Origin of the sequence: Lutibacter sp. TH_r2, assembly GCF_033101135.1 — a bacterium.
Taxonomy (GTDB): Bacteria; Bacteroidota; Bacteroidia; order Flavobacteriales; family Flavobacteriaceae; genus Lutibacter.
Genome location: NZ_JAWMPV010000001.1, coordinates 298102 through 321162, shown reverse-complemented (window position 1 = coordinate 321162; position 23061 = coordinate 298102). Strand labels below are relative to the sequence as shown.

General features: G+C 31.1%; 14 protein-coding genes. 12 read left to right on the top strand and 2 right to left on the bottom strand.

Annotated elements, in window-relative coordinates; genetic code table 11:
• Nucleotides 1-5 precede the first annotated feature (5 nt).
• From R3X25_RS01365 to R3X25_RS01345, 5 genes are read left to right on the top strand one after another with little or no spacing between them, the layout of a single operon-like run.
• Nucleotides 6-1292 (top strand): glycoside hydrolase family 117 protein, encoded by a 1287-nt coding sequence (locus R3X25_RS01365; RefSeq protein ID WP_317671101.1) that lies wholly within the window; start codon nt 6-8, stop codon nt 1290-1292.
• A 9-nt stretch (nt 1293-1301) separates the two neighbouring features.
• Entirely contained in the window at nt 1302-3830 is a 2529-nt protein-coding gene (locus R3X25_RS01360; protein ID WP_317671099.1) for a beta-mannosidase, read from the top strand.
• Nucleotides 3831-3842: 12 nt separating this feature from the next.
• Nucleotides 3843-4694 (top strand): glycosyl hydrolase, encoded by an 852-nt coding sequence (locus tag R3X25_RS01355; RefSeq protein ID WP_317671097.1) that lies wholly within the window; start codon nt 3843-3845, stop codon nt 4692-4694.
• Between the two features lie 2 nt (nt 4695-4696).
• Nucleotides 4697-6658 (top strand): hypothetical protein, encoded by a 1962-nt coding sequence (locus R3X25_RS01350; RefSeq protein ID WP_317671095.1) that lies wholly within the window; start codon nt 4697-4699, stop codon nt 6656-6658.
• 11 nt (nt 6659-6669) lie between these two features.
• Nucleotides 6670-8208 (top strand): alpha-L-fucosidase, encoded by a 1539-nt coding sequence (locus R3X25_RS01345; RefSeq protein WP_317671093.1) that lies wholly within the window; start codon nt 6670-6672, stop codon nt 8206-8208.
• An 8-nt stretch (nt 8209-8216) separates the two neighbouring features.
• Here R3X25_RS01345 and R3X25_RS01340 read toward each other — a convergent pair whose 3' ends face one another.
• Nucleotides 8217-9605 carry a DUF2225 domain-containing protein gene (locus R3X25_RS01340; RefSeq protein ID WP_317671091.1) on the bottom strand — a complete coding sequence of 463 codons (1389 nt, stop codon included), beginning with the start codon at nt 9603-9605 and terminating at the stop codon, nt 8217-8219.
• 632 nt (nt 9606-10237) lie between these two features.
• Between R3X25_RS01340 and R3X25_RS01335 the strand changes: the two genes are divergently transcribed.
• The 7 genes from R3X25_RS01335 to R3X25_RS01305 all read left to right on the top strand — a co-directional run bounded on the left by R3X25_RS01335 (nt 10238) and on the right by R3X25_RS01305 (nt 21985).
• A complete protein-coding gene (locus tag R3X25_RS01335) occupies nt 10238-11533 on the top strand; it encodes a glycoside hydrolase (protein WP_317671089.1) in 1296 nt (431 codons plus the stop codon).
• Between the two features lie 533 nt (nt 11534-12066).
• Entirely contained in the window at nt 12067-14850 is a 2784-nt protein-coding gene (locus tag R3X25_RS01330) for a VPS10 domain-containing protein (RefSeq protein WP_317671087.1), read from the top strand.
• Nucleotides 14851-14857: 7 nt separating this feature from the next.
• Nucleotides 14858-16450 (top strand): sulfatase, encoded by a 1593-nt coding sequence (locus tag R3X25_RS01325; RefSeq protein ID WP_317671085.1) that lies wholly within the window; start codon nt 14858-14860, stop codon nt 16448-16450.
• A 192-nt stretch (nt 16451-16642) separates the two neighbouring features.
• Complete coding sequence (locus tag R3X25_RS01320; protein ID WP_317671083.1) at nt 16643-17956, top strand: amylo-alpha-1,6-glucosidase; 1314 nt, start codon at nt 16643-16645, stop codon at nt 17954-17956.
• 11 nt (nt 17957-17967) lie between these two features.
• Nucleotides 17968-19482, top strand: coding sequence for an alpha-L-fucosidase (locus tag R3X25_RS01315; protein WP_317671081.1), 1515 nt, complete (start codon nt 17968-17970; stop codon nt 19480-19482).
• A gap of 18 nt (nt 19483-19500) precedes the next feature.
• Entirely contained in the window at nt 19501-20925 is a 1425-nt protein-coding gene (locus R3X25_RS01310) for a sulfatase (protein WP_317671079.1), read from the top strand.
• A 175-nt stretch (nt 20926-21100) separates the two neighbouring features.
• Nucleotides 21101-21985 carry a family 16 glycosylhydrolase gene (locus R3X25_RS01305; RefSeq protein ID WP_317671077.1) on the top strand — a complete coding sequence of 295 codons (885 nt, stop codon included), beginning with the start codon at nt 21101-21103 and terminating at the stop codon, nt 21983-21985.
• A 62-nt stretch (nt 21986-22047) separates the two neighbouring features.
• Here the strand turns inward: R3X25_RS01305 and R3X25_RS01300 are convergent, their stop codons facing one another.
• On the bottom strand, nt 22048-23061 hold the full coding sequence (locus R3X25_RS01300) for a LacI family DNA-binding transcriptional regulator (protein WP_317671075.1): 1014 nt from the start codon (nt 23059-23061) through the stop codon (nt 22048-22050).

Sequence of the window (23061 nt, the reverse complement as noted above, 5' to 3'; positions counted from 1 at the left end):
CTAAAATGAAAATAAAACACGAATTTTTATGGGCTATTATACTATTAATTTTAGTAGGTTGTAATGTAAATAAAACTGAAAAAGAAGTAACTACAAATGAAGAATTTCCTTTCTTTATTCCTGCTGAAAAACCAAGCAGACCTTTAAGTAAAGCTGTAGAAAGAAATTACAATGCGTATGAAAATATTCGTCCTGAACAAACAGAACTCTACACCCAATTTAAATACACAAAACTGAAAGGTTTTGATTATAATGGCGGTGACGGAACAATTACACGTCGTGACCCTTCAAAAGTGATTTTCGAAAACGGGAAATACTATGTTTGGTATACTGGCCGAAAAACACCAGTTAAAGCGGTTGGTATGTCGCGTGCAAAAGAAGCTACAGATGTAATTCCATCAGCAGATTGGGATTTAGCAGATATTTGGTACGCAACTTCTGAAGATGGTTTTACTTGGAAGGAAGAAGGAATTGCAGTTCCTCGACCTCCAAAACCACAACCAGGTTGGCGTTCAGTTACTACAACTGATATTTTAAAATTCAAAGGAAAATACTATTTGTACTTTCAAGCTTTTATGGAAGCAAGTGGATTACGTGGGGATTTTTGTCCAGTTTCTGTAGCAGTTGCAAATTCACCTGATGGTCCTTGGGAGCATACAGGGAAAATTGTAATTCCAAATGGGCCAGAAGGTTCTTGGGATCAATATTCTATTCACGATCCTTATCCATTAGTACACGATGGAAAAATATATTTATACTACAAAGGTGATTTTGATAAAAGACCAGAATTAAAACCTTCAAAAATAAGAATGCAAGGTTTGGCAATTGCTGAAGATCCGTTAGGACCTTTTACAAAGCATCCATTAAATCCAGTAATCAATTCAGGTCACGAAACAATATTATTTCCTTTTAAAGAAGGTGTAGCTGCTATTGTTCAGAGAGATGGGCAAGAGCATAATACAATTCAGTATGCTAAAGATTGGGTAAACTTTGAGATAGCTGCAATTACTGAATTACTACCAGTTGCTGCAGGGCCGTTTGTGCCAGATGCATTTACTGATACTAAAAATGGAAGAGGAATTACTTGGGGAATTTCGCACTTTATAAATGCAGGAGGAAATTGGAATCATACCATACTTACACGTTTTGATTGTGATTTAAGTCAAGATGTTGATGATCAAAAAATGAAAGATCATCATTACAATTATAGTCCTGAATTTCATTATACACACCGTTTAACAGGAAAGCAAAAAGAGAGAATTAAAAAACAAACTGAAGAGTTGAAGAAATAATATTTTAATATGAAACGAATTTTTATAAATACCTGTATAGTACTGTCGTTAATTTTTACGGTGAATGTTTCTTTTGCCCAAAATAATAATACAGCTTCTGAAAATAAATCAGAGAGAATAACACACGATTTAAGTGGTTACCATTGGAAAGTTCAAGGAACGTTACCAGGTAGAGGATTGGAAGAAAAATTTCCTGAAATTAGTTACGATCATATGGGAGATGCTCTGAATTGGGCAACTGCTCACGTTCCTGGAGATGTGTTTACAGATCTTTGGAGAGTAGGACGAATCGAAGATCCTCATTTTGGAAGAAACAGTGTAAAAGCCAAATGGGTGAATGAATATGAATGGTGGTATTTACGTATTTTTAATGTGCCAAAAGAAATGAAAGGCAAGAAGATTGATCTTACTTTTGATGGAGTAGATTATGCTTGTGATGTGTTTTTGAACGGAAAAATGTTGGGTTCTCACGAAGGAATGTTTACTGATTTTTCTTTTGATGTTACAGATTTGGTAAGTTTTGATTTTAAAAGACGAGGAAGAAATGTATTGGCGGTTAGATTGCATCCAGCACCAAGACGTTATAGTCAAGTGGCGGGTAGAAAACCTGCTTGGCACGGAGATTATTGGGTAGACCTTGTGCCTACTGGTATTTGGAAACCTGTGCGTTTAGAAGCTTATGAGTCAGCAAAAATTGAAGATGTTTATGTGCAAACCAAGCTTGGCAAAAATGGATCGGCAGATTTAGATATTCAGGTTGAATTAAATAATGAAGGCAATTCAGATGAATTGGTTGATATAGAAATTGAGATTAAAGGAGAAAATTTTGAATCTAAAACCTATTCAACAACTATAAAAAAACAATTGACTTCTGGAGTAAATGAATTTAAAACTTCAATTCATATTCCAAAGGCTAAATTATGGTATCCGTGGGATTTGGGTGATCAAAACCTTTATATTGCCAATGTTTCAGTAAAAAATAGTAAAAACAAATTGTTAGATGCTGATAATACCGTTTTTGGAGTTCGTGAGTTAAAAATGGAAATGAATCCTGGTTATACAAAAAATGAGGTAGAAAATCCTTGGACAGTAATGGTGAATGGAAAACGTCATTTTATTCGTTCAGGAACTTGGGGAGGTCCACCAGATATTTTCTTCGGAAGAGCTTCAAAAGAAAAATATGAAGAATTTGTGAAATTAGCGAAAGCAGCTAATATGAATAACCTGCGTATTTTTGGTTGGCATCCTACTGAAATTCCATATTTCTATGAATTATGTAATAGAGAAGGAATTACTGTTTGGCAAGATATTTTACCTATTGCAAGTTTATCGCTACCAAAAACAGAGGAGTTTAAAAAAGCCATTTTTTCTGAAGCAATTTCAGTAGTAAAAGATTTAAGAAATCATCCGTGTATGGTTATTATTGAAGGTGGAGAAGAAATTTTAATGACGGCTTCTGATCCTTTACACAATCTAAATTTAATGAAAGAATTGGGTGAAGTTGTAAAACCATATACCAATTTACACTACGTTCCGGTTTCGCCTTTAAGTGATCACGTAGGTATAAAATTAGGTTTTAAACCTAAAGAAAGTACACACGCCAATGGTTTATTTTATGGTGAAGGTCATAAAAATATGGAGCAATTTTTCAACAGTAAAGATTTTGCAGCGGTACCAGAGTTGGCTATTTCTTCTTGTCCAAATGTTGAAAGTATTAAAAAGTTTATTCCTGAAGATGAATTGTGGCCTCCAGGACCAAGTTGGGGACATCATTGGACGGATTTTGATACCTTTAGAACATTGAACTTTGATGCTTTAAACACGCAAGCAACTGGAAGTATGCAAGAATTTGTGGATGCAACGCAAATAGCGCAAGGTGTTATTTTTCAATATGGTTTGGAATACTTCCGAAGAAGAAAGCCAAAATCTAGCGCTATTAGTATTTGTCATTATATCACTTTTGCGCCTGATATGAAATGGGGAATAGTAGATTATTATCAGCAGCCAAAAATATCTTATGAATATGTGAAAATGGCATATCAACCATTATTGGTGAGTTTAGAACACGAAAGAAGACGTTGGTTGCCGGGCGAAGAGTTTATTGGTAAATTGTGGGTTGTAAACGATATGTATAAAGAGTTTAAATCTTGCAAAGCTGAAGTTGTATTTTACGATAATAACAAGAAAGAAGTACAAAGAGAAACGATAGAAATAGGTAATGTAAAGGAAGACAGTTCAAAGAAATATGCTACTGTAAATTGTAAAGTCCCAGGTAAATTAGGAGATCAATTTCACGTTAAAATTGAAATGAAAGATAAAAGTGGTGAAGTAGTTTCAGAAAATAGTTATTTATTATTGGTTGGTGACGAAAAAGTTGATTTACCAAGGTTAAGAGAAATTGGTAAAGAAGCAAGAGATAAAAAAGCTAAATACGGATCACATAATTACTTAAGATATTTTGAAGGCTTAAACGGAGCGAAAGGAATAAAACAGGCTGATGAAAAAATGCCAACAGTTAAAGAATTTGATAAAAATTAAATTGAAATTTTAATGAAGCATACACTAACATTAATTGCGTTTTTATTGGTTTGTTCATATAGTATAGCGCAACCAAAAGTTGAAGGTAAAGTTTGGGATAAAGTAAACGAATTAAGCGATGAGTTTAATGGAAATGAAATAGACGAAGCTAAATGGAATCTTGGTCCTGATGGACATTCTGAATTAAATTGGAAGGGGCGTGTACCTGCTTTGTTTCAAAAAGAAAGTTTTGGAATTGACAATGGATATTTAACTATTGAAGTTGGGAAGTTGCCTAAACCAGTTAAATTTAAATCAAATAATAAAACAATAACTTATAAATATCACGGAGGAATTTTAAGGTCTTTTGTTTCAACTTCAATTGGACATTATTATGAATGTAGAATGAAAATGAATAAGACTGAAATGGGCGGTGGTTTTTGGCTGTGTCACAAAGGAACTTGTGAAAATAAACACGAAATAGACATTACGGAATCTGTTGGCCAGTTAACAGAAAAAACACATAAGTGGGCTTATGATTGGGATCAGATAATGCATTCAAATGCCATACATAGAGAATCGGCTTGTAATAAATCGGTTAGAGACCAGAAAAAAATGGCGCCACCAACAAAAAATTCAGAAAGGTTTTATACCTATGGCTTTTATTGGAAAAGCGCCACAGAATTATTGTTTTATCTCGATGGAGAATACGTATATACTTTAACACCTCCTGTACCTTTTGATCAAGATTTGTTTTTACAGTTTTCCATAGAAGCTTATGACTGGAATCCAATTCCAGAAGAAGGAAGCAAAGTTGCTACAGCAAGTAAAGAAGATAGAACAACTTATATAGATTATATACGTGTGTATAAATTGAAAGAATAAAAATGAAAAAAATAAATGTTTTAATTGCACTGTTAGCAATTACGGCTATTGGTTGGGCTCAAGAAACAGAGATTAATGTTAATCTGCAAACCAAACACATAGTTGGAGATATTGAAGACTTTGATCGTGAAAAATACATTACCATTCATGCAAACATTGAGAGTGATTGGTCTGGAAATCATGTAAGTGCTGATATTAGGAATGAATTTTTGAATACATACGATGTGTATTTAGGAAGAGAAACCGGAGGTTTAAAAGGAGCTCTAAATCGAGTAAAACAAGACCCAAATAGGCCTGGATTTGCAGATGCTTCACATTTAAAAAAGTTGGGTTATAACGCAATTAAATCCTATAAAAATAAAGACCTTAAACAGTATGATAACAGGTTGAATAATATGGTGATTGGTTCACAATTTCATCCTATTTGGCCCGAAGGTTCTAAAACGAAACAAGGTTGGTCCTTGTCACAAAAAGATACTAAACAAGAACCTTTTGGAAAAGCTAGTGGTGAGTATATGGCTCATTATATTAAAGAATTTTTCTCTGCGGATAAAAAGCGCCCAAAGTTTATAGAGGTTATTAATGAACCTATGTGGGATTTGGTTCCAAGAAAGAATAGAGGAATAGCAGAAAAAGAAATTGAAGCTGTTCAGAAAATGGCAAAATTTCACTCAACGGTTGCTCGAGAGATTAAAAAATTAAATCCAGACGTGTTGGTGGGTGGTTTTACCTGCGCGTTTCCAGATTTTGAATTTTATGATTTTAACAGATGGAACTATCGTTGGAAGCAATTTATAGATATAACAGGTGATGATATGGATTTTTGGTCACTTCATTTTTATGATTTTCCATGTAAACAGAAGTATGAGAAAGGGAAATTAACCTATGTCAAAAAGTATCGTAAAGGGAGTAATATCAAGGCTACTCTAGATATGTTGGAGCAATATAGTATGCTTAAATTTGGAAAAATTAAACCTTTGGTAATTTCAGAATATTCAGTTCAAGCGCATAGATACAGAGATTTAGCTTGGACACCTTGGCGAGATTTCTTGTATGTAAAAAGTGCTAACTCAATGTTGATGACCTTTATGGATTATTCGAATTCCGTAGCAATGGCAATCCCGTTTTTTATGTTGAAATCTGAATGGGGAAGAACCAAAGATGGTCATCCATACCGAAGCAGATTATTTCGTCAACAATTTGAAAAAGAAGGTGAAACAGGAGATAAGTGGGTATATACAGATTTGGTTCATTTTTATCAATTGTGGTCTGATGTTAAAGGTAAGCGAGTTGATATTACTTCAAATAATATTGATATTCAGACCGATGCTTATGTAAAAGGTAATAAAGCCTATGTGATTTTAAATAATTTAACTGAAGAAAAAATTTCATTAAAATTAAATGTTTTTAATCAGAGAAATAATGTGCTTAAACGTGTAAAAATTAAACATCATTATGCACCTTATAAGCCTATAGAAATTGAAAGAGAAGGCGTTGTTGAGGAGAAAACAGTTAAAAAAATAAATGAAATAGAATTAGAGGCTGAAGGAACAATGGTTTTAGAATATTTCTTTAAAAAAACAATCAAATTTTCAGAGCTGAAAGAGGAAACAAAGTATTTTTCTGAAGAATATTTAAAGCCAATTGAAGCCAATAAAGAATTAATTTTTAATATAAATAATATTGAAGTTGCTGATAATTCAAAAGCTGTTTTAAGAATTGGAATAGGAAGAGATCATGGAAAAAGTTTGAAGCCTCAAGTTCAGTTGAATGGTGAAAATATTAGCGTTCCAGAAAATTATGCTGGATTGCCACAAACTGAAAGAGATCGATTTTATGGTGTTTTAGAGATACCAATTGATACCAAATTGCTAAAAACAAACAATAAAATAAGTGTAAAATTTGCTGATAACGGAGGTCATTTAGCAACAGTAACAATGAAAGTATTTAATTTTAAAAAGTAAACTTGTATATAATGAAGCTAAATAATTTAATTATTGCTGTTATATTGATTGGAAGTCTTTATGCTTGTAAAGAACAAGTTGTATCTAATCAACAGCAAAGCAAAAAAAAAGTAACTCATTTTGAACCAACATTTGAATCTCTTAAAAAACATAAAGCAGCACCAGAATGGTTTACCGATGCAAAATTGGGGATGTATTTTCATTGGGGACCTTATAGTGTGCCAGCATATGGTAGTGCTTGGTATCCAGCTAATATGTATATGAAGGGGAGTAATGTAAATAAGTTTCACGAAAAGAATTTTGGTCCAATAGAAGAATTTGGTTATGAAGATTTTATTCCAATGTTTACAGCTGAACATTTTGATGCAGAAGATTGGGCTGATTTATTTGAAATGACAGGAGCTAAATTTGCTGGTCCTGTGGCTGAACACCACGATGGTTTCGCCATGTGGGATAGTGAAGTGAATCCTTGGAATGCTGCAGATATGGGGCCAAAACGCGATGTTTTAGGAGAGCTATTTACTTCATTAAAGAAACGTGATATTAAAACATTGGCAACTTTTCATCATGCACGTAACGGACAACGAAATGCGAATAAGCCTGAATATTGGGGACGTAATGGTTTTAATAGTCATTATCCATATCATCCAGATTTACCTACGGCAACTACCGATCCAAAACTTCGTAAATTATTTGGAAACTGGGAGAAAATTGAAGATTTTAATCAGTATTGGTTAGACCAAGTTGAAGAGGTTGTAGACAAATATAATCCTGATATTTTATGGTATGATTCATGGTTAAATATGATTCCAGAACATAAAATAAATGAAATGCTTGCATACCACTTTAACAATGGATTAAAAAACAATAAAGAAGTTGTAGTTTGTAGTAAGCATCAAGATATTCCTTTGGAAATTGGAATTGATGATCTTGAACAGGGAGGACGTAGAGATATTTATCCATTACCTTGGATGACAGATATTACCTTAAGTCAAAAACGTTGGATGTATGTTGAAGGTGAAAAATATAAAGATGCGGCTTTAGTAGTAAGAAACATGATTGATGTTTGGAGTAAAAACGGAACAGTTTTGTTAAATATTTCACCTCGTGCTGATGGTGTAATAAATAAAGAGCAACGCGACATTTTAAAAGAGATAGGAGCTTGGATGAAAGTTTATGGTGAAGCAGTTTATGGAACACGTCCGTTTAAAGTTTTTGGATATGGTACAGCTAATGCAACAGATGCTTCACACGATGGGCAATCAGCAAAAGTAAAATATACTGCTAGTGATGTTCGTTATACGGTTGCCAAAGACAAAAAATCTATGTATGTGTTCTTTTTAGGAGTACCTAAAGGTGGAAAAACAATAAAAATGCGAGCAATAGGTGGTTTTCATCGTAATCTTCCTCCTTCACCAATTAAAAATATTAAGTTAATGGGTAATAATATTGATATAGATTGGGAGCTTACCACACAAACATTACTACTCAAAATGCCAAAAGTAGAGTACAATCCAATAGCAACAGTTTTAAAGTTGGAATTGGAGTAATCTAATTATTATAACTTGCTAATATAATCTTCTAGACTATCAGATCTTTCCAAACCAAGTTTTTTACGGATTCGAGATCTGGAAATATGAACACTATGTGGTTCGATATTTAATATTCGAGCCATTTCTTTAGTGTTAAACTTAAGTTTTATTAGAGCGCTATGCTTTTGTTCGGTAATAGTTAAATTTGGATGTTTTAGTTTTAATCTATTGTAAAAATCGGAATTTACTTCAGTAAAACGTAAGTTAAACTCATCCCATAAATCTTTTGCTCCTTTTTTGTATTTTGCACTTAATGATTTAAAAGAAGATGGAGATTTTTCTTTTAATATTTTAAGTAAATCATCAATGGCACTATCTTTATCAATTAATTGTAGCGCGTAAGAGGTAAGTTCCTTACTTTTTAGTTCAATTGCTTCTTCACTTTTTTCCTTATCTAATTTAGATTGTAATTCAGTTTCTGCTTTGTCAAGCAGTGATTTTTTTAGTTTTAAACGCATTCTAGATACCCAAAATAGAACAATGCCTAAAATAAAAACTAATGCTAATATAATTTTTAATTTAAATTGTGTTTGTTTATTTTGTTCAATTACCTTTTTTTGTTCAATAAGTAGAGTTTCTTTTTCTCTTAAAGAAGCTAAATAACTATTTTTTATTTCAAATATTTCACCATAAGCATTATTTTTAATTCGATTTAAACTGTCAGTTAGTTTGTTTTTTTTGACTAAATAGTTGTAAGCTTGTTTGGTGTTGTTTTTTAGATTATAAGCTTTTGATAAATTACTATAAAGGCCTAAAATAATAAATTTATTAGTTTTAATATTATCTGTTAATTTTAAACTGTTTTCAAAATAAAAAATAGCGCTATCTATTTCTTTTTCTTTTATTTTAAGTTCTCCTATGGTAGAGAAAACTCGAATTTTATATTTAACATCTTCATTTTTAATTAATTTTTTAATTTTTAAAAGGTAGTCGTTAGCCTCTTTTAAATCTCCAATTTTCACTAATAAATTCCCTTTTTCGAGCTCAAATTCAGTTGCTATGTAACTCTTGTTTTTAATCATTTTTTCAGTGAAAACGCAAGAATCTAAATATTGAAGGGCTTTATTGTAATTTCCTGATCTACGCTGTCTATTTGCTAAATTTAAATAACTAGCATTTAATTGTTGGGTGTTATTGTTGTTTTCATAAATAATTTCTTTTGAATAATAAAGTGCTTTTTCCAAATGAACTAAAGATTCTTCATCCTTATTAAATTGATCATATAGAATAGATAATTTTCTATGAATAACGGCCTTTTGAGAATCGTTATTTGTTTTATTTACTAAATACAATGCTTCCCATAAATGATCAAATGCAATACTGTATTTACCTCTTGTTTTTTGAATGTCGGACATATTTAAAAGACACTGAATTGCTTTTTTAGAATTTTTTGAATTCTTAAAATAGAGATAGCTTTGCTTAAATTTTTTGTATGATTTATTAGGAAATAGCTTTGATTGTTCAATTGCAGTTGCAATTTTAATTGTATAGAATTGTGTTGAATCCTGTATAATTTTTTTTTGAGCTAAAGTAGAGCCTATGCACAGAAGTGTTATAAGTAAAAAGGAATTAAAGTATTTGTTAATCAAGATTATAAGTTTTTTGTGTAGATGTTTTTTATTTCTAATAACAATAGTTAATAATAATGTAAAAGTATAAAAATTATTAAGCTGTATAGTATTTGTATAGTAAAATTTATAAGTGTGTTATGTAATAATTGGTATTTTTGATTAATTGTTATCTTATTTATAGCATTTAAATATAAATTTTAATTTATGTTTCAAGTTTGGTTAAATATATCCCTTCAGAAAAATTATTTAAATTAATTGAAGGGATATTTCAAAATTAGAATAACCTTATAATTAGAGAAAAACATTTTAAGTTGCTATAAGTATAAGATAATCATTTGCATTATTTAGAAAAACATATGTAGGGCATTGTTTTACTTGTAACAGTTAAATTTACAGAAATAAATAAACCTTTTATAATGAATAGTAACCAATATATTTTTCCGAAATTTTTAGTAGTATTAGTATTGATATTTCTTTTTTCTTGTGAGAGTAAAAAAAATAAAGACGTTGAAGAAACTAATAAATCTTCACAAGTTTTTCCTCAAAAATTACCAAAAGAAAAACCTGAAATGGAATTAAGTAGTGCAATAAATAGATTGTACAATGATTATTCGGCTCCAAAACCTCAAGAAAATGAGTTGTTTTCTCAATTTAAATATACCGAATTGAAAGGTTTTGATTATAATAATTACGATGGAACTATTACAAGAAGAGATCCGTCTAAAATAATTTTTCATAATGGGAAATATTATGTTTGGTACACCTATAGAAATACTCCAACGCCTCCTCAAGGTGCTGAAAAAAGTACAGATAAAATTCCATCTTCAGACTGGGATTTAGCTGAAATTTGGTATGCTACAAGTGTTGATGGTTTTACATGGGAAGAACAAGGTGTTGCAATTAAAAGACCTGAAAAACCATTGGTAGGTTGGAGATCTGTTACTACTACAGATATTTTAATTTGGAAAGGGAAATATTATTTATATTACCAAGGCTTTATGGAAGCTAGTGGTAAAAGAGGAGATGATTGTCCTGTTGCTGTTTCGTATTCTGATTCACCTGATGGACCGTGGACGCCATATAATAAAATTGTAATTCCAAATGGACCAGAAGGTTCATGGGATCAGTATTCTATTCATGATCCATACCCGTTAGTACATAATGGAAAAATTTATTTGTATTATAAATCAGATTTTGGAGAAAAAGGAGATTGGGTACGTATGCAAGGTTTGGCAACTGCTGATAATCCTTTAGGACCGTTTACAAAACATCCTTTAAATCCGGTAATTTCTTCTGGTCACGAAACTTCATTGTTTCCATTTAAAACAGGAATTGCAGCATTAGTTTATAAAGATGGAAATGAACATAACACAATTCAATATGCCGAAGATGGTGTAAATTTTGAAATTGCTGCAATTTCAGAATTAATGCCTTACGCTGCTGCTGCTTATATTCCAGATGCTTTTACTAACACTAAAGATGGACGAGGAATTACGTGGGGATTAGCTCACTTTATTAATGTTACTGGAAACTGGAGTAAGTTTAGCTCAAAACTAGTAAGATTTGATTGTGATTTAAGTCAAGATTTAAATGATCCAGAAATGAAAGAACCTAGAGTTAAACATAAACCAGATGTGTATTTTAGACAAGGTTTAAGTAAAAAGCAAAAAGAAAGAATAATTAAAGATAATTCAAAAAATACAGAGCTATAATCAATAGAATTATAATTTAAAAATAAGCTTAAAGAAGCAAAAAAAGCATTGAAATTTCTAAAGAAATATTTAATTAAAAGCAAACATTTCCACGTTTTTACTAAATAATTTAATCTCAAAACACATTAATTTAATGTGTTTTGGGATTTTTTTATTCCATTAGCTAGGGTTCATATAAAAAAACACATATATGATAGTTTCTAAATCAATAGTAAGTTTTAATGCAAAGGTTTAGTTCTAAATTTGTTGGAATAACAATTAAGTTAGAAGGATTTAAAAGAATTGAATTAAAAATAGGCGAAAAATAAACAGTAACGTTCAAAGTCTATCCGCAACAATTCACTCAATATAAAAATGGAGAATGGGTTATTAAACCTGAAAGTTTTGAATTTTTAGTTGGAACTACTTCAACAGATATTGGTTTAAAAAGAGGTATAGAATTAAAAGGAACTAAAAAGGTTTTGAAAAATGGGCGTTCAGTATTTTTTCAGAAAGAGAATAAATAAGTTCAAAATTATAAAAGAATAGCAACAATGAGAAAACATCTTATTTTATTAATTACAATTTTAACTGTTTCGGTAAACGGACAAAACAAGTTATTTAATCAATTAGCTAATAAAAGGGTAGCTTCTGGTAATACTATAAACTGGAAACAGGTTGGACCAGGAAATGCTGGTTTCGCAAATTTATTAAGATATCATCCAACAATACCTGGAAAAGTAGCATTATGTCCAGATATGTGGAATGTTTATCAATCTGAAAATAATGGTAAAGACTGGTATGGAGTTACAGATTTTGATGGCGATGCATCTTTTTATCATTTACGAGATTTAGAATATTCAATAAGTAATCCGGAGTTTGCTTTGGCTATTGCTTCATCAGAATTATGGTCTTCAAAAAATGGAGGGAAAAACTGGCAGTTGGTAAAAAATTGTCCATGGTATAAACCAGAAATTGATGGAAGCGATAAAGATGGATGGCGAAAAAAAGTAGCTGCATTAAATATAGATCCTACTAATGAAAATATTTGGTTTGTTGCCGGAGGAGAAAATGTGCGAGGTCAAGATTGGCTTTCGAGTTATAAAGATGTTACATCTGCAAATCCAAGAGGTAAAAAAGCTCAATTTGAAGGGGAAATATGGAGAACAAAAAATGCAGGGAAATCTTGGAAATTAGTAAATATTGGGTTAAATCCAAAAGCCCAAATTGGGAGAATTATTGTAAACCCTAAAAATTCAAAACAAGTATTTGTAGCTTCTAATTATGGAGTTTATCGATCAGATAATGGTGGAAATTCATGGGAGCAAATTACCAAAGGGCAATTAGATAATAATATTATTATGGATATGGATTATTACTATAATTCAGAATCTGGAAAATTTATTTTATACCTTATAGATCAAGTTCATTATATTCCAAATGACAAAACAACAAAATGTTCTGGAGGAATTTACATTTCTTCTAATGAAGGAAAAACTTGGCAAAAAATCAACGGAGATTTAGGATTGGATATTAATAGATTAACGGGTGGAGTTCCTAAAAATTATTATAATTATATTTCAAAATGGTTAGGTGTTCCCGTGTGGAAAGCAAAATCTATGTATCCACAACTACCAACAAAAGCTCTTCAATATTTTAATATGTTAAGTACAGATCCTAGTAGAGAAGGTGCTTTGTATATTGGTTTTTCAGATCCTCAAATTGGAAATTCTATTATGCCAGGGCGTGTTTGGACAACTTCAAACAATGGGAAAAAATGGATTAATACAGCACGTTTGTATGAAGAGACTTGGGCAAAAGATAAAGATTATTGGGCAGAAAGAGGAAACCCTTATCACCAGAATATGAAAGTTGGACATTCTTCACCGCATATGCGTTTTGGAAAAGATTATGCTTTGCGTTCAACTCGTGGTTTAGACGTTGGTGTTGATGGAAGTGTTATGATGATTTCTGACCACAGTACAATGTTAAGTACTGATCACGGTAAAACGTGGCAACAAATGGATGAAGATTATACACCTTCAGGAGCCATTATTGGACACGGAAATAGTAATTTACCGGGATTAATTATTAAGCAAGATAAGCGTTTTGAAACTACGCTGTTAGGATCTGGAGAGCACGAACTTTGGATACCTGCTAACGATAGTCCAGACGATAGAATTGCTTTAAAATATATAGGTAGTACGCAGCCAACGGTAAGTAATTTGGTGTTCGATCCTTACAATGCTAAAATTGTATATGCAACTTCTAACAGACAAGAAAATAAACAAAACATATTCCGTTCTACTGATGGTGGTTTGAATTGGGAAAATTATGGAGTTGCAACACCAGCAACTAATAAATGGTTGGATGATTTTTATACAAATGGTTTAATTATTGACCCAATAAATAATGAGAATTTATATTTTGGAATTTCTATAATTGAAAACCGTAGTAAGGCAAAAATGGGAGGTTTTTATTATTCAGATGATTATGGGAAAACGTTTTCAACTAGAAATTATGGACTTCCTTTACCTTTAAGAGTCAACGATGTAAAATTTGATCCAAGAGATAAAAGAATGGAGTCACTTTTTATTGCTGCAGAAAAACACACCATTAATTACCACGGACCAATTGCAGAAGGAGGAATGTATTATTCATCTAATAGAGGCTTGTTATGGGAAAAAGTGAATTTACCACCTTCAATTAAAGGAGTTAATTTTATCAGCTTCGATCACACCAACAGAATGTATATTACAACTGGTTTCCGTCAAGGTGGTAGCGGTGTTTGGTATTCAGATGATTTTGGGGAGAAATGGCATCAAATTTTTAAATATCCTGGAGCACAATGTATAGATATTTCACCATATGATAACAATTTGTTAGTTGTTACTGTCGAACATATGTCAAAAAATCCAGGCGTGTATATTAGTCGTGATAGAGGTGAAACTTGGGAAAAGAATAATGAAAATATTACCATTCCTCATAAAATTGAAGATGTTAAATTTGATATTCATAATCCAGGTGAAATGTGGATAGCTACATTAGGTTGTGGTTTTTATAAAGGTAAAATTAAGTATGGAGATAAAATTCAAGTTGTTGATATTTCAAAAAATACTGTTGAATTAAATAAAGGTGAAAAAATACAATTAACAGCTAGTATTATTAATTCTAATTTTTCTGATGAAAAATTGATTTGGAAATCAGAAAATCCAGCAATTGTAAAAGTGAGTACTAACGGAGAATTAACAGCAGTTAGTAATGGTTTAACTAAAGTTTGGGTAACTACAAAAAATGGTAGGTTTGCTGATTTTAGTGTTGTAACTGTAAAAAAATAGAATAAAAATGAAAACAATAAAAAAGTATATTAATGTAAGTGTTTTTCTTATAACAGTTGCTTTGTTTGCTCAAAATAAACAACCAAATATTATTTATATAATGTCTGACGATCACGCAGCACAAGCAATTGGTGCTTATGGAGGTGAATTGGCAACATTAAACCCAACACCAAATATAGATAAATTAGCTTCCGAAGGAATGTTGTTTAAAAATGCTTTTTGTAACAATGCAATTTGTACTCCAAGTAGAGCAAGTATAATTAGTGGGCAATATCCGCAAACAAATGGTGTATTAGATTTAGATATGGCTTTAGATACAAATAAGCAATATTTACCAATAGAATTGAAAAAGCTGGGATATTCAACAGCAATTATAGGGAAATGGCATTTAAAAAACGAACCTGTAAATTTTGATTACTATAAGGTATTGCCGAGCCAAGGAAAATATTTTAATCCTACTTTTCTTGAGAAAGGAAAAGGAGAATGGCCTAAAAATATATCAAAATCTACAGGTCATTCATCTGATGTAATAACAGATTTGGCTATTAATTATTTAGAAGGTGTAGATAAGTCGAAACCATTCTTTTTAATGCATCATTACAAAGCGCCACACGATATGTTTGAGTTTGCGCCACGTTATGAAGATTATTTAAAAAACACTGAAATTCCAGAACCTGCAAGTATGTACAATCAACCGTATTGGGGTTCAGAAGGTACAAGAGGTAAAAATGATAGTTTAATTAATTATATAGGAACATCAATTTCTCCAAGAAATACAAATGCGAATAAGCATAGCAATTATTCAAAATACTTTTTTGAAGATTTAGAAGTAGATGATAAAACAAAAACGCATTTAGCATATCAAAAATATTTAAAAGATTATTTACGTTGTGTAAAAGGTGTTGATGATAATTTAGGACGTTTGTTTGATTATTTAAAAAAAGAAGGGCTTTGGGAAAATACGGTTATTATTTATACAGGTGATCAAGGAATGATGTTAGGTCAACACGATTTAATTGATAAACGTTGGATATATGATGAAGCAATGCAAATGCCTTTTATTGTGCATTATCCTAAAATGATTAAGGAAAGAAAAACCACTGATTTGTTAATTAACAATACAGATTATGCTCCAACTATGATTGAACTTGCAGGCGGTAAAACACCAAAATATATGCAAGGAAAAAGCTTTATAAAAACCTTAAAAGGAAAAAGTGAAAATAAATGGAGAACAGCTACGTATTACCGTTATTGGATGCATATAATTCATCACTACGTACCAGCGCATTTTGGATTGAGAACAAAAGATTATAAGTTGGTGTTTTATTATGGTAAACACTATCTAGATGAAGAAGAATTTGAAGGCCATTATTGGAAAAAAAGTTATGAAGGTGTAAACAGAGAAACACCACATTCTTGGGAATTCTACGATTTAAAAAACGATCCAAAAGAACTTCATAATAGATATAATGATCCTGCTTATAAAACAATAATTGAAGAGTTAAAGGTTGAATTAAAAAAACAACGTGAAGAGTTAAATGAAACTGATAAAGAGTATCCTCAAATTCAAAAAATAGTGGATGAGCATTGGAACGATTAAATAATTTTAAAGGTTGAATATTTAAAATTCTTGAGCTAAAGATAGTTATAAGATAAGTTTATAAGTTGTTTGCATACTTGTTTTTTTGTGAATATTTGCAGTTTAGATTAATTATATGGAACATATGTTGAATTGATTTTCTGTATTTATTTATAGGAGTTAAATTAGTATAAACAATTCTACATAATAAAGATGAGATATAATTATTCAATAGTTTTAGCTGCAGTGTTTTCTTTCTTTTTTGTGAATTTAAACGCACAAATGAACAAGCTAGTTGAGATTCCAATCAATAAAAATTTTGATGCCAATTCAATAATCTTAAAAACAAGATTAAGAGAGCTGAATAAAGATATTGCTACTTACGGAATTTTACTAGATAAAGAAATAACCAACAAAAAATTATTGACAGGTTATAAATACGAGCAATTTTACGATTGGGATTTGTATTTTGAAAATATTTATATGTCGTATTACGGAATTTCAAATTTCAATTTCGACAATCTTGAAGGTTTTTTTGCTATTCAACATCCAGATGGATTTATAAAGCGTTCTTTAGGTCCAAAGAATTTTGGGTCTGATCACCATTTTAAGCCTTTTATTGCGCAAACAATTGTGTTAGGTTCTCGTCAAACTGGAAATTGGGAATGGGCTAAAAAATACTACAAACAAACTCAAAAGTATCTAGAGCATTGGTTTGAATATGATACAGATAAAAACGGATTAGCTTATTGGTCTGGTCAACAAAAAGGAAGTTGGTCTGGAGCTGCAGATCATAGTGGAATGGATAACCAAAACACACGAACGTTAGGTTTAAGCGAAGGTGTGGATTTAAACTGTTATTTGATTCGTGAATTACAAGCTATGGCAGTTATTGCTAAAGAAATAGGGAAGAAAAAAGATGTGAAAGGTTATCTGCAACACGCAGAAGAAATTAAAAAGATGATTAATGAACATCTTTGGGATGAAAAATCAGGTTTTTATTATGATAGAAACGAAGAAAATGGAAAAACTACGTTTGTAAAATCGGTTTCAGGTTTTACGCCAATTTGGGCAGGAGTAGCTTCAAAAGAACAAGTAAAACGTATGGTTGAAGAACATCTTAAAAACCCAAAAGAATTCTGGACAAAATTCCCAGTTCCTAGTTACGCATTAACTGAACCAGATTATCGTCAAAATTATCAAGGACAAAAAGGTTGTAACTGGAAAGGCTCCACTTGGATTCCAACAAATTATATGATAGTTCACGGATTACACGATTATGGTTACAAGGATTTAGCTAAAGAAATTGCAACTAAAACCTACAATTTAGTATTGAATAATAAAACTACACGTGAATTTTTTAATGCTGAAACAGGGGAAGGTTTAGGAATGAATCCATTTTTTGGATGGTCATCACTGGCTTACATTTTACCTCTTGAACTGGAATTGGGTTATGATCCAACAGATTTAAAGGAGAAAAATATAAAGCCAATAGTTAAAGAAAAAATAGGGGTTAATTTTAAATAAAATATTTACTAATGAGTCTAAATAAGGTTTTACTAATAGTACTAGTTCTTGTAATTTCAAAAATTTCAGGGCAAGAAAAATTTCAACCAGAATGGGAAAGTTTAAATAAACATAAAGCTACGCCAGAATGGTTTGCTGATGCTAAACTTGGGGTCTATTTTCATTGGGGAGTATACAATGTGCCAGCAAATGGAAACGAGTGGTATGGTCGTTTTATGTATGAAAAAGATCGTCAAAAATCTTGGGGAAAAGACATTTACGATTATCATACAAAAACCTATGGAAGAGATGTGGATTATCACGATTTCATTCCTCAATGGAAAGCTGAAAAATTTTCTGCAAAACGTTGGGTAGATATGTTCGAAAATATGGGAGCTAAATTTATTGGAACAATAGCAGAACACCACGATGGGTTTTCTTTATGGGAAAGTGAAGTAAATCCTTGGAATTCTAAAGATAAAGGACCTAAAATTGATATAGTTAAGCAAATTGCAAAAGAAGTTAAAAGTCGTGATTTAAAATTTATGACAACATTCCATCACGGATTTCATATGTTATTTTTCCCAAAAAAAGAAAACAGTGCACTTCGTCCGTTAAGTGAACACAACGTAGTTTATAAAAATCCAGAAGTTCCTCAAGATCCAAAATACCGTGCACTTTATGGAACAATGTCATACAAAGAAGAATGTGATATTTGGTTAGGTAAATTAGATGAAGTAATTAACGAATATTGCCCAGATTATATTTGGATGGATTTTGCACAGGGTTATGTACAAGAAAATTACCGTCAGCAATTTTTGGCCAATTATTTTAATAAAGCACAAGAATTAAGCAAAGAGGTGGTTGTAAATACAAAAGGAGATTTTTTCCCTACAGATTTGGCCGTTGTAAATATTGAAAGAGCAACAATGGAAGATATTACACCATTTGTTTGGGTAACAGATTTTCAATTAGGTAGTTCTTGGGGATATAACAAAGATAAACGTACGGCTTTAGATCCTAAAAAAGCAATTAGAATACTTGCCGAAGTAGTTAGCAAAAATGGTGTAATGATATTGGCTGCAGCTCCAATGGCAGAAGGTGTAATTCCAGTTGAACAAGCAAAATCTATGGAAGGTATTGGTGCTTGGTTAAATTTATATGGAGAATCTATTTATAGCACTAGACCTTTTGTTGAATTTGGACAAGGACCAACAGAATTAAAAAGAAATCCTAATGATAATTGGAATGCGTATGGTTCAATAAAAGCAGGTTTAAATAGCTTAAATAGTCAAGATGTTCGTTATACAAAAAATGGTAAATACGTATATGTAATTCAGTTAGGTTGGCCAGGTTCTAAAAAAGAAATTACATTAAAAACTTTTGCAGGAAAAGCTATAGATTTAAAAATTAGATCTGTTTCTGTTTTAGGTTCAAAAGAAAGAATTAGATGGAAAAAGACTGGTGAAGGATTAAAAGTTACTTCACCTAAAAATAAACCTGCTGAAGGTGATGCTGCAATAGTTTATAAAATTACTTTAAGATAATTATAGCCTATGTTTTTAATGAAGAAATATCTGTTTTTATTGCTGATTTTAATATCAGTGAGTTCTGTGTTTTCACAGACAAGCGACAAACAACCGAACTTTATCATCATTTTTACTGATGATCAAGGGTACGAAGATTTGAGTTGTTTTGGTTCAAAGAATTTAAAAACACCAAATATTGATAAAATGGCTGATGAAGGTGTTAAACTGACAAGTTTTTATGTAGCTTCTTCAGTTTGTTCTCCTTCAAGAGCAGCTTTACTTACAGGGAGAATGCCGAAACGTGTAGGTGTTCCTAGAGTTTTATTTCCGAAGAAAAACGAAAAAGGACTTCCTTCCGAAGAGATAACAATTGCAGAATTACTGAAAGAGAAAAATTATGCTACAGCATTGGTTGGGAAGTGGCATTTAGGTCACGATAAAAAGTATTTGCCATTAAATCAAGGATTTGATTCTTATTTTGGAATTCCTTATAGCAATAATATGTCAATTGCATCTGGAATTGATATTTCTCCAAATGTAGTGCTGAATGATGGCTATACGCTCGAAAAAATGCATTCGGATATTAGTAGAGTTGAAGTGGAGTCTAAAAAAGGACCAAAAAATGCATTGAAAAATAAACCTCCATTAATGAGAGGGAATGAAATTGTTGAGTATCCTACCAATCAAACTACTTTAACGGAACGTTATACGAACGAAGCAGTTTCATTTATTCAAAAAAATAAGGAAAAACCATTCTTTTTGTATTTAGCGCATTCGTTTCCACACGTACCAATTTTTGTTGGAGACAAATTTAAAGGTTCAAGTGGAACAACACCTTATTATGATGCAGTTCAGGAAATTGATTGGAGTGTAGGTGAAGTTTTTAAAGCATTAAAAGAAAATGGTTTGGATGAAAATATGATTGTGATTTTTACTTCAGACAATGGACCAAATAGTCACGGTTCAGCAAAGCCATTAAAAGGAAGGAAATTTGATACGTATGAAGGTGGACAAAGAGTGCCTGCTATTTTTTGGGCGCCTAATAAAATTAAACAAGGAATTGTAAGTGATGAAATTGTTTCTTCACTAGATATTTTTCCAACCATAGCTAAATATGCTGGTATTTCAATGCCAAAAGGTAGAGTTTTTGATGGATATGATATTTCAAAATTACTGAAAGGAAAATCAAAAAAATCACCTAGAAAAGAAATGTATTTCTATAGTTCAAATTCAACTAAAATTGATGGCGTTCGTGTTGGAGATTGGAAATATGTAATTAATGGCTACAGAAAAACTTCTTGGCGAAAACTTACCAAAGAAGACACTAAAATTAAATTATTCAATTTAAAAGAGAATAAATCAGAGGCAGAGAATGTAATCGAATTAAATTATAAAAAAGCAAAAAAATTATTGAAACGAATGAATTATTTTGATGCGGAATTAGAAAAGGATATATTATAAAACTAACATTTGATTTTTTGTATTTTAATAACTTAAAAATATGATTTTTTATTAAGTCAAAACGAATGATACAACAATTGATTAATAAATGGATACATATGATTTATAGTTTTATTTTTTCAATTATAGCATCTACTTTAGTGATGTAATAAAATTTAAAATCAGAATATAGAATATGAAGTATCTAAAAAATATAGCTAAACAAGTATTAGTTTTAATATTGTTTATAGCTGCTAGTACAATTTACGCTCAAAAAGCACCAACTTTTTTAAAAGGTGAAGATCCAAAACCAAGCGATAAAAAATGGAAATTAATTAAAAATATGTCCGATGAATTTAACGGTAAAAAGTTAGATGAAGCAAAATGGCAGTCATCTGGACAAGGATGGAAAGGTCGTGCGCCAGGATTATTTTTACCAGAAAATGTAATAGTAGCAGATGGTAGTTTACAAATTACAACAACCAAAATGGACAAAACCGTTATAAAAAATAACAAAGAATTTACACACGGAGGAGGATATGTTGGTTCAAGAAACGGAATGAAATATGGGTATTATGAATGTTCTATGAAAGCAAATAAAACCTTTATGTCTTCAACATTTTGGTTAATTAATGAGAATAGAGGTGTTCAAGGTTGCGATAGAAGAACTACAGAACTTGATATTCAAGAATGCGTTGGTCAAATTGTAAACGACGCCAAATGGATGGAGTTTTTTGATCAAAGAATGAATTCAAATACACATAGTAGAAATATTCCTGAAGGTTGTGATTATAAAAAAGGAACTAGCAAAGGTGGAGGAGACCTTGGAGGAAAAGTATACGATGATTATCACGTATATGGTGTTTGGTGGAAAAGTAAAGATGAGGTATTGTTCTTTTTAGATGGAAAATTAGTTAAAAAAGTAACACCTCCAGCAGATTTTAACATACCTATGCATTTAAGAATGGTTGTTGAAACGTATGATTGGAATCCAGTACCTGCTGATGGCGGAATGAATAAATCAAAAGAAGATAGAACTACAAATTACGATTGGGTACGTTCTTGGAAATTAGTTAAATAATAAATAGTAAGATTAATCTTAAATATAAAAAAATGATAATGGTTTCTTTTTAGAAATTTTTATCATTTTTTTATTGAAGATGCTCTAATATGAAGTTCTCCGTCTAAAACAATTGTCTTTGGAACATACTTACTTTCACATTCAATTTGGTCTAATAATAATTTAGCAGCTTCTTTACCAATTTCAAAAGTAGGTTGTTGTACCGATGTAAGTGGAGGTTCAACCATACTACCCATTTTAGATTCTGAAAAACCAACAAAAGCAATATCTTTTGGCACCTGAAAACCGTGTTTTTTAAATACATTCATCGCACCCATAGCCAATTGATCATTTGCCGCAAAAATAGCATCAGGTATGGTGTTGTTTGCAATTAATTGTTTTGCAATTTTTTCTCCATCTTCCATATGAAAACCAGAAGTAATAACTTGATTTTTTTCAACAGTTAATTTATGCTTTTTATGAGCATCAACAAAGCCTCGTCTTCGTTCTCTAGAAAGTGTTAATGTCTTTATTCCTTGTAAATGAAATATGTTTTTAAAACCTTGTCTAATTAAATGTTCGGTTGCGAACATGGCCCATTTGTAATCATTAAATAATACTTTTGAAGCATTAATTTCTTTATAAGTTCTGTTGAAAAAAATAATAGGAAATCCGCTATTTACCAAATCTTGGTAATAATCAATATTATCAGTTTCTGAAGACAAAGAAATTAATAAACCATCAACCATACTATTTTCTAAAGATTGTACGTTTTTCAGCTCTGTAGTATAGCATTCATTAGATTGGGTAATTAATACTTGGTATCCTTTTTCAAACAAAACCTCTTGTGCACCTATAATCACTTCAGGAAAAAAGCTATTCACAAATTCAGGAACTACAATACCAATATTAAATGATCTTTTTTGAACTAAATTTTTTGCCATTCTATTTTGGCGGTAACCCATTTCTTTGGCAGTTTTTAAAACAAGTTCTTTGGTTTTTCTGCTTATATCAGCTTTATCATTAAAAGCACGTGAAACTGTTGAAACAGATGTGTTTAGTTTTTTAGCAATATCTTTTATAGTAATATATTTCAT

Bases quoted from the DNA above. Each gene is read 5' to 3' on its own strand.
- R3X25_RS01365 (WP_317671101.1), top strand. From the start codon at position 6: ATGAAAATAAAACACGAATTTTTATGGGCTATTATACTATTAATTTTA.
- R3X25_RS01360 (WP_317671099.1), top strand. From the start codon at position 1,302: ATGAAACGAATTTTTATAAATACCTGTATAGTACTGTCGTTAATTTTT.
- R3X25_RS01355 (WP_317671097.1), top strand. From the start codon at position 3,843: ATGAAGCATACACTAACATTAATTGCGTTTTTATTGGTTTGTTCATAT.
- R3X25_RS01350 (WP_317671095.1), top strand. From the start codon at position 4,697: ATGAAAAAAATAAATGTTTTAATTGCACTGTTAGCAATTACGGCTATT.
- R3X25_RS01345 (WP_317671093.1), top strand. From the start codon at position 6,670: ATGAAGCTAAATAATTTAATTATTGCTGTTATATTGATTGGAAGTCTT.
- R3X25_RS01340 (WP_317671091.1), bottom strand. From the start codon at position 9,605: ATGTCCGACATTCAAAAAACAAGAGGTAAATACAGTATTGCATTTGAT.
- R3X25_RS01335 (WP_317671089.1), top strand. From the start codon at position 10,238: ATGAATAGTAACCAATATATTTTTCCGAAATTTTTAGTAGTATTAGTA.
- R3X25_RS01330 (WP_317671087.1), top strand. From the start codon at position 12,067: ATGAGAAAACATCTTATTTTATTAATTACAATTTTAACTGTTTCGGTA.
- R3X25_RS01325 (WP_317671085.1), top strand. From the start codon at position 14,858: ATGAAAACAATAAAAAAGTATATTAATGTAAGTGTTTTTCTTATAACA.
- R3X25_RS01320 (WP_317671083.1), top strand. From the start codon at position 16,643: ATGAGATATAATTATTCAATAGTTTTAGCTGCAGTGTTTTCTTTCTTT.
- R3X25_RS01315 (WP_317671081.1), top strand. From the start codon at position 17,968: ATGAGTCTAAATAAGGTTTTACTAATAGTACTAGTTCTTGTAATTTCA.
- R3X25_RS01310 (WP_317671079.1), top strand. From the start codon at position 19,501: ATGAAGAAATATCTGTTTTTATTGCTGATTTTAATATCAGTGAGTTCT.
- R3X25_RS01305 (WP_317671077.1), top strand. From the start codon at position 21,101: ATGAAGTATCTAAAAAATATAGCTAAACAAGTATTAGTTTTAATATTG.
- R3X25_RS01300 (WP_317671075.1), bottom strand. From the start codon at position 23,061: ATGAAATATATTACTATAAAAGATATTGCTAAAAAACTAAACACATCT.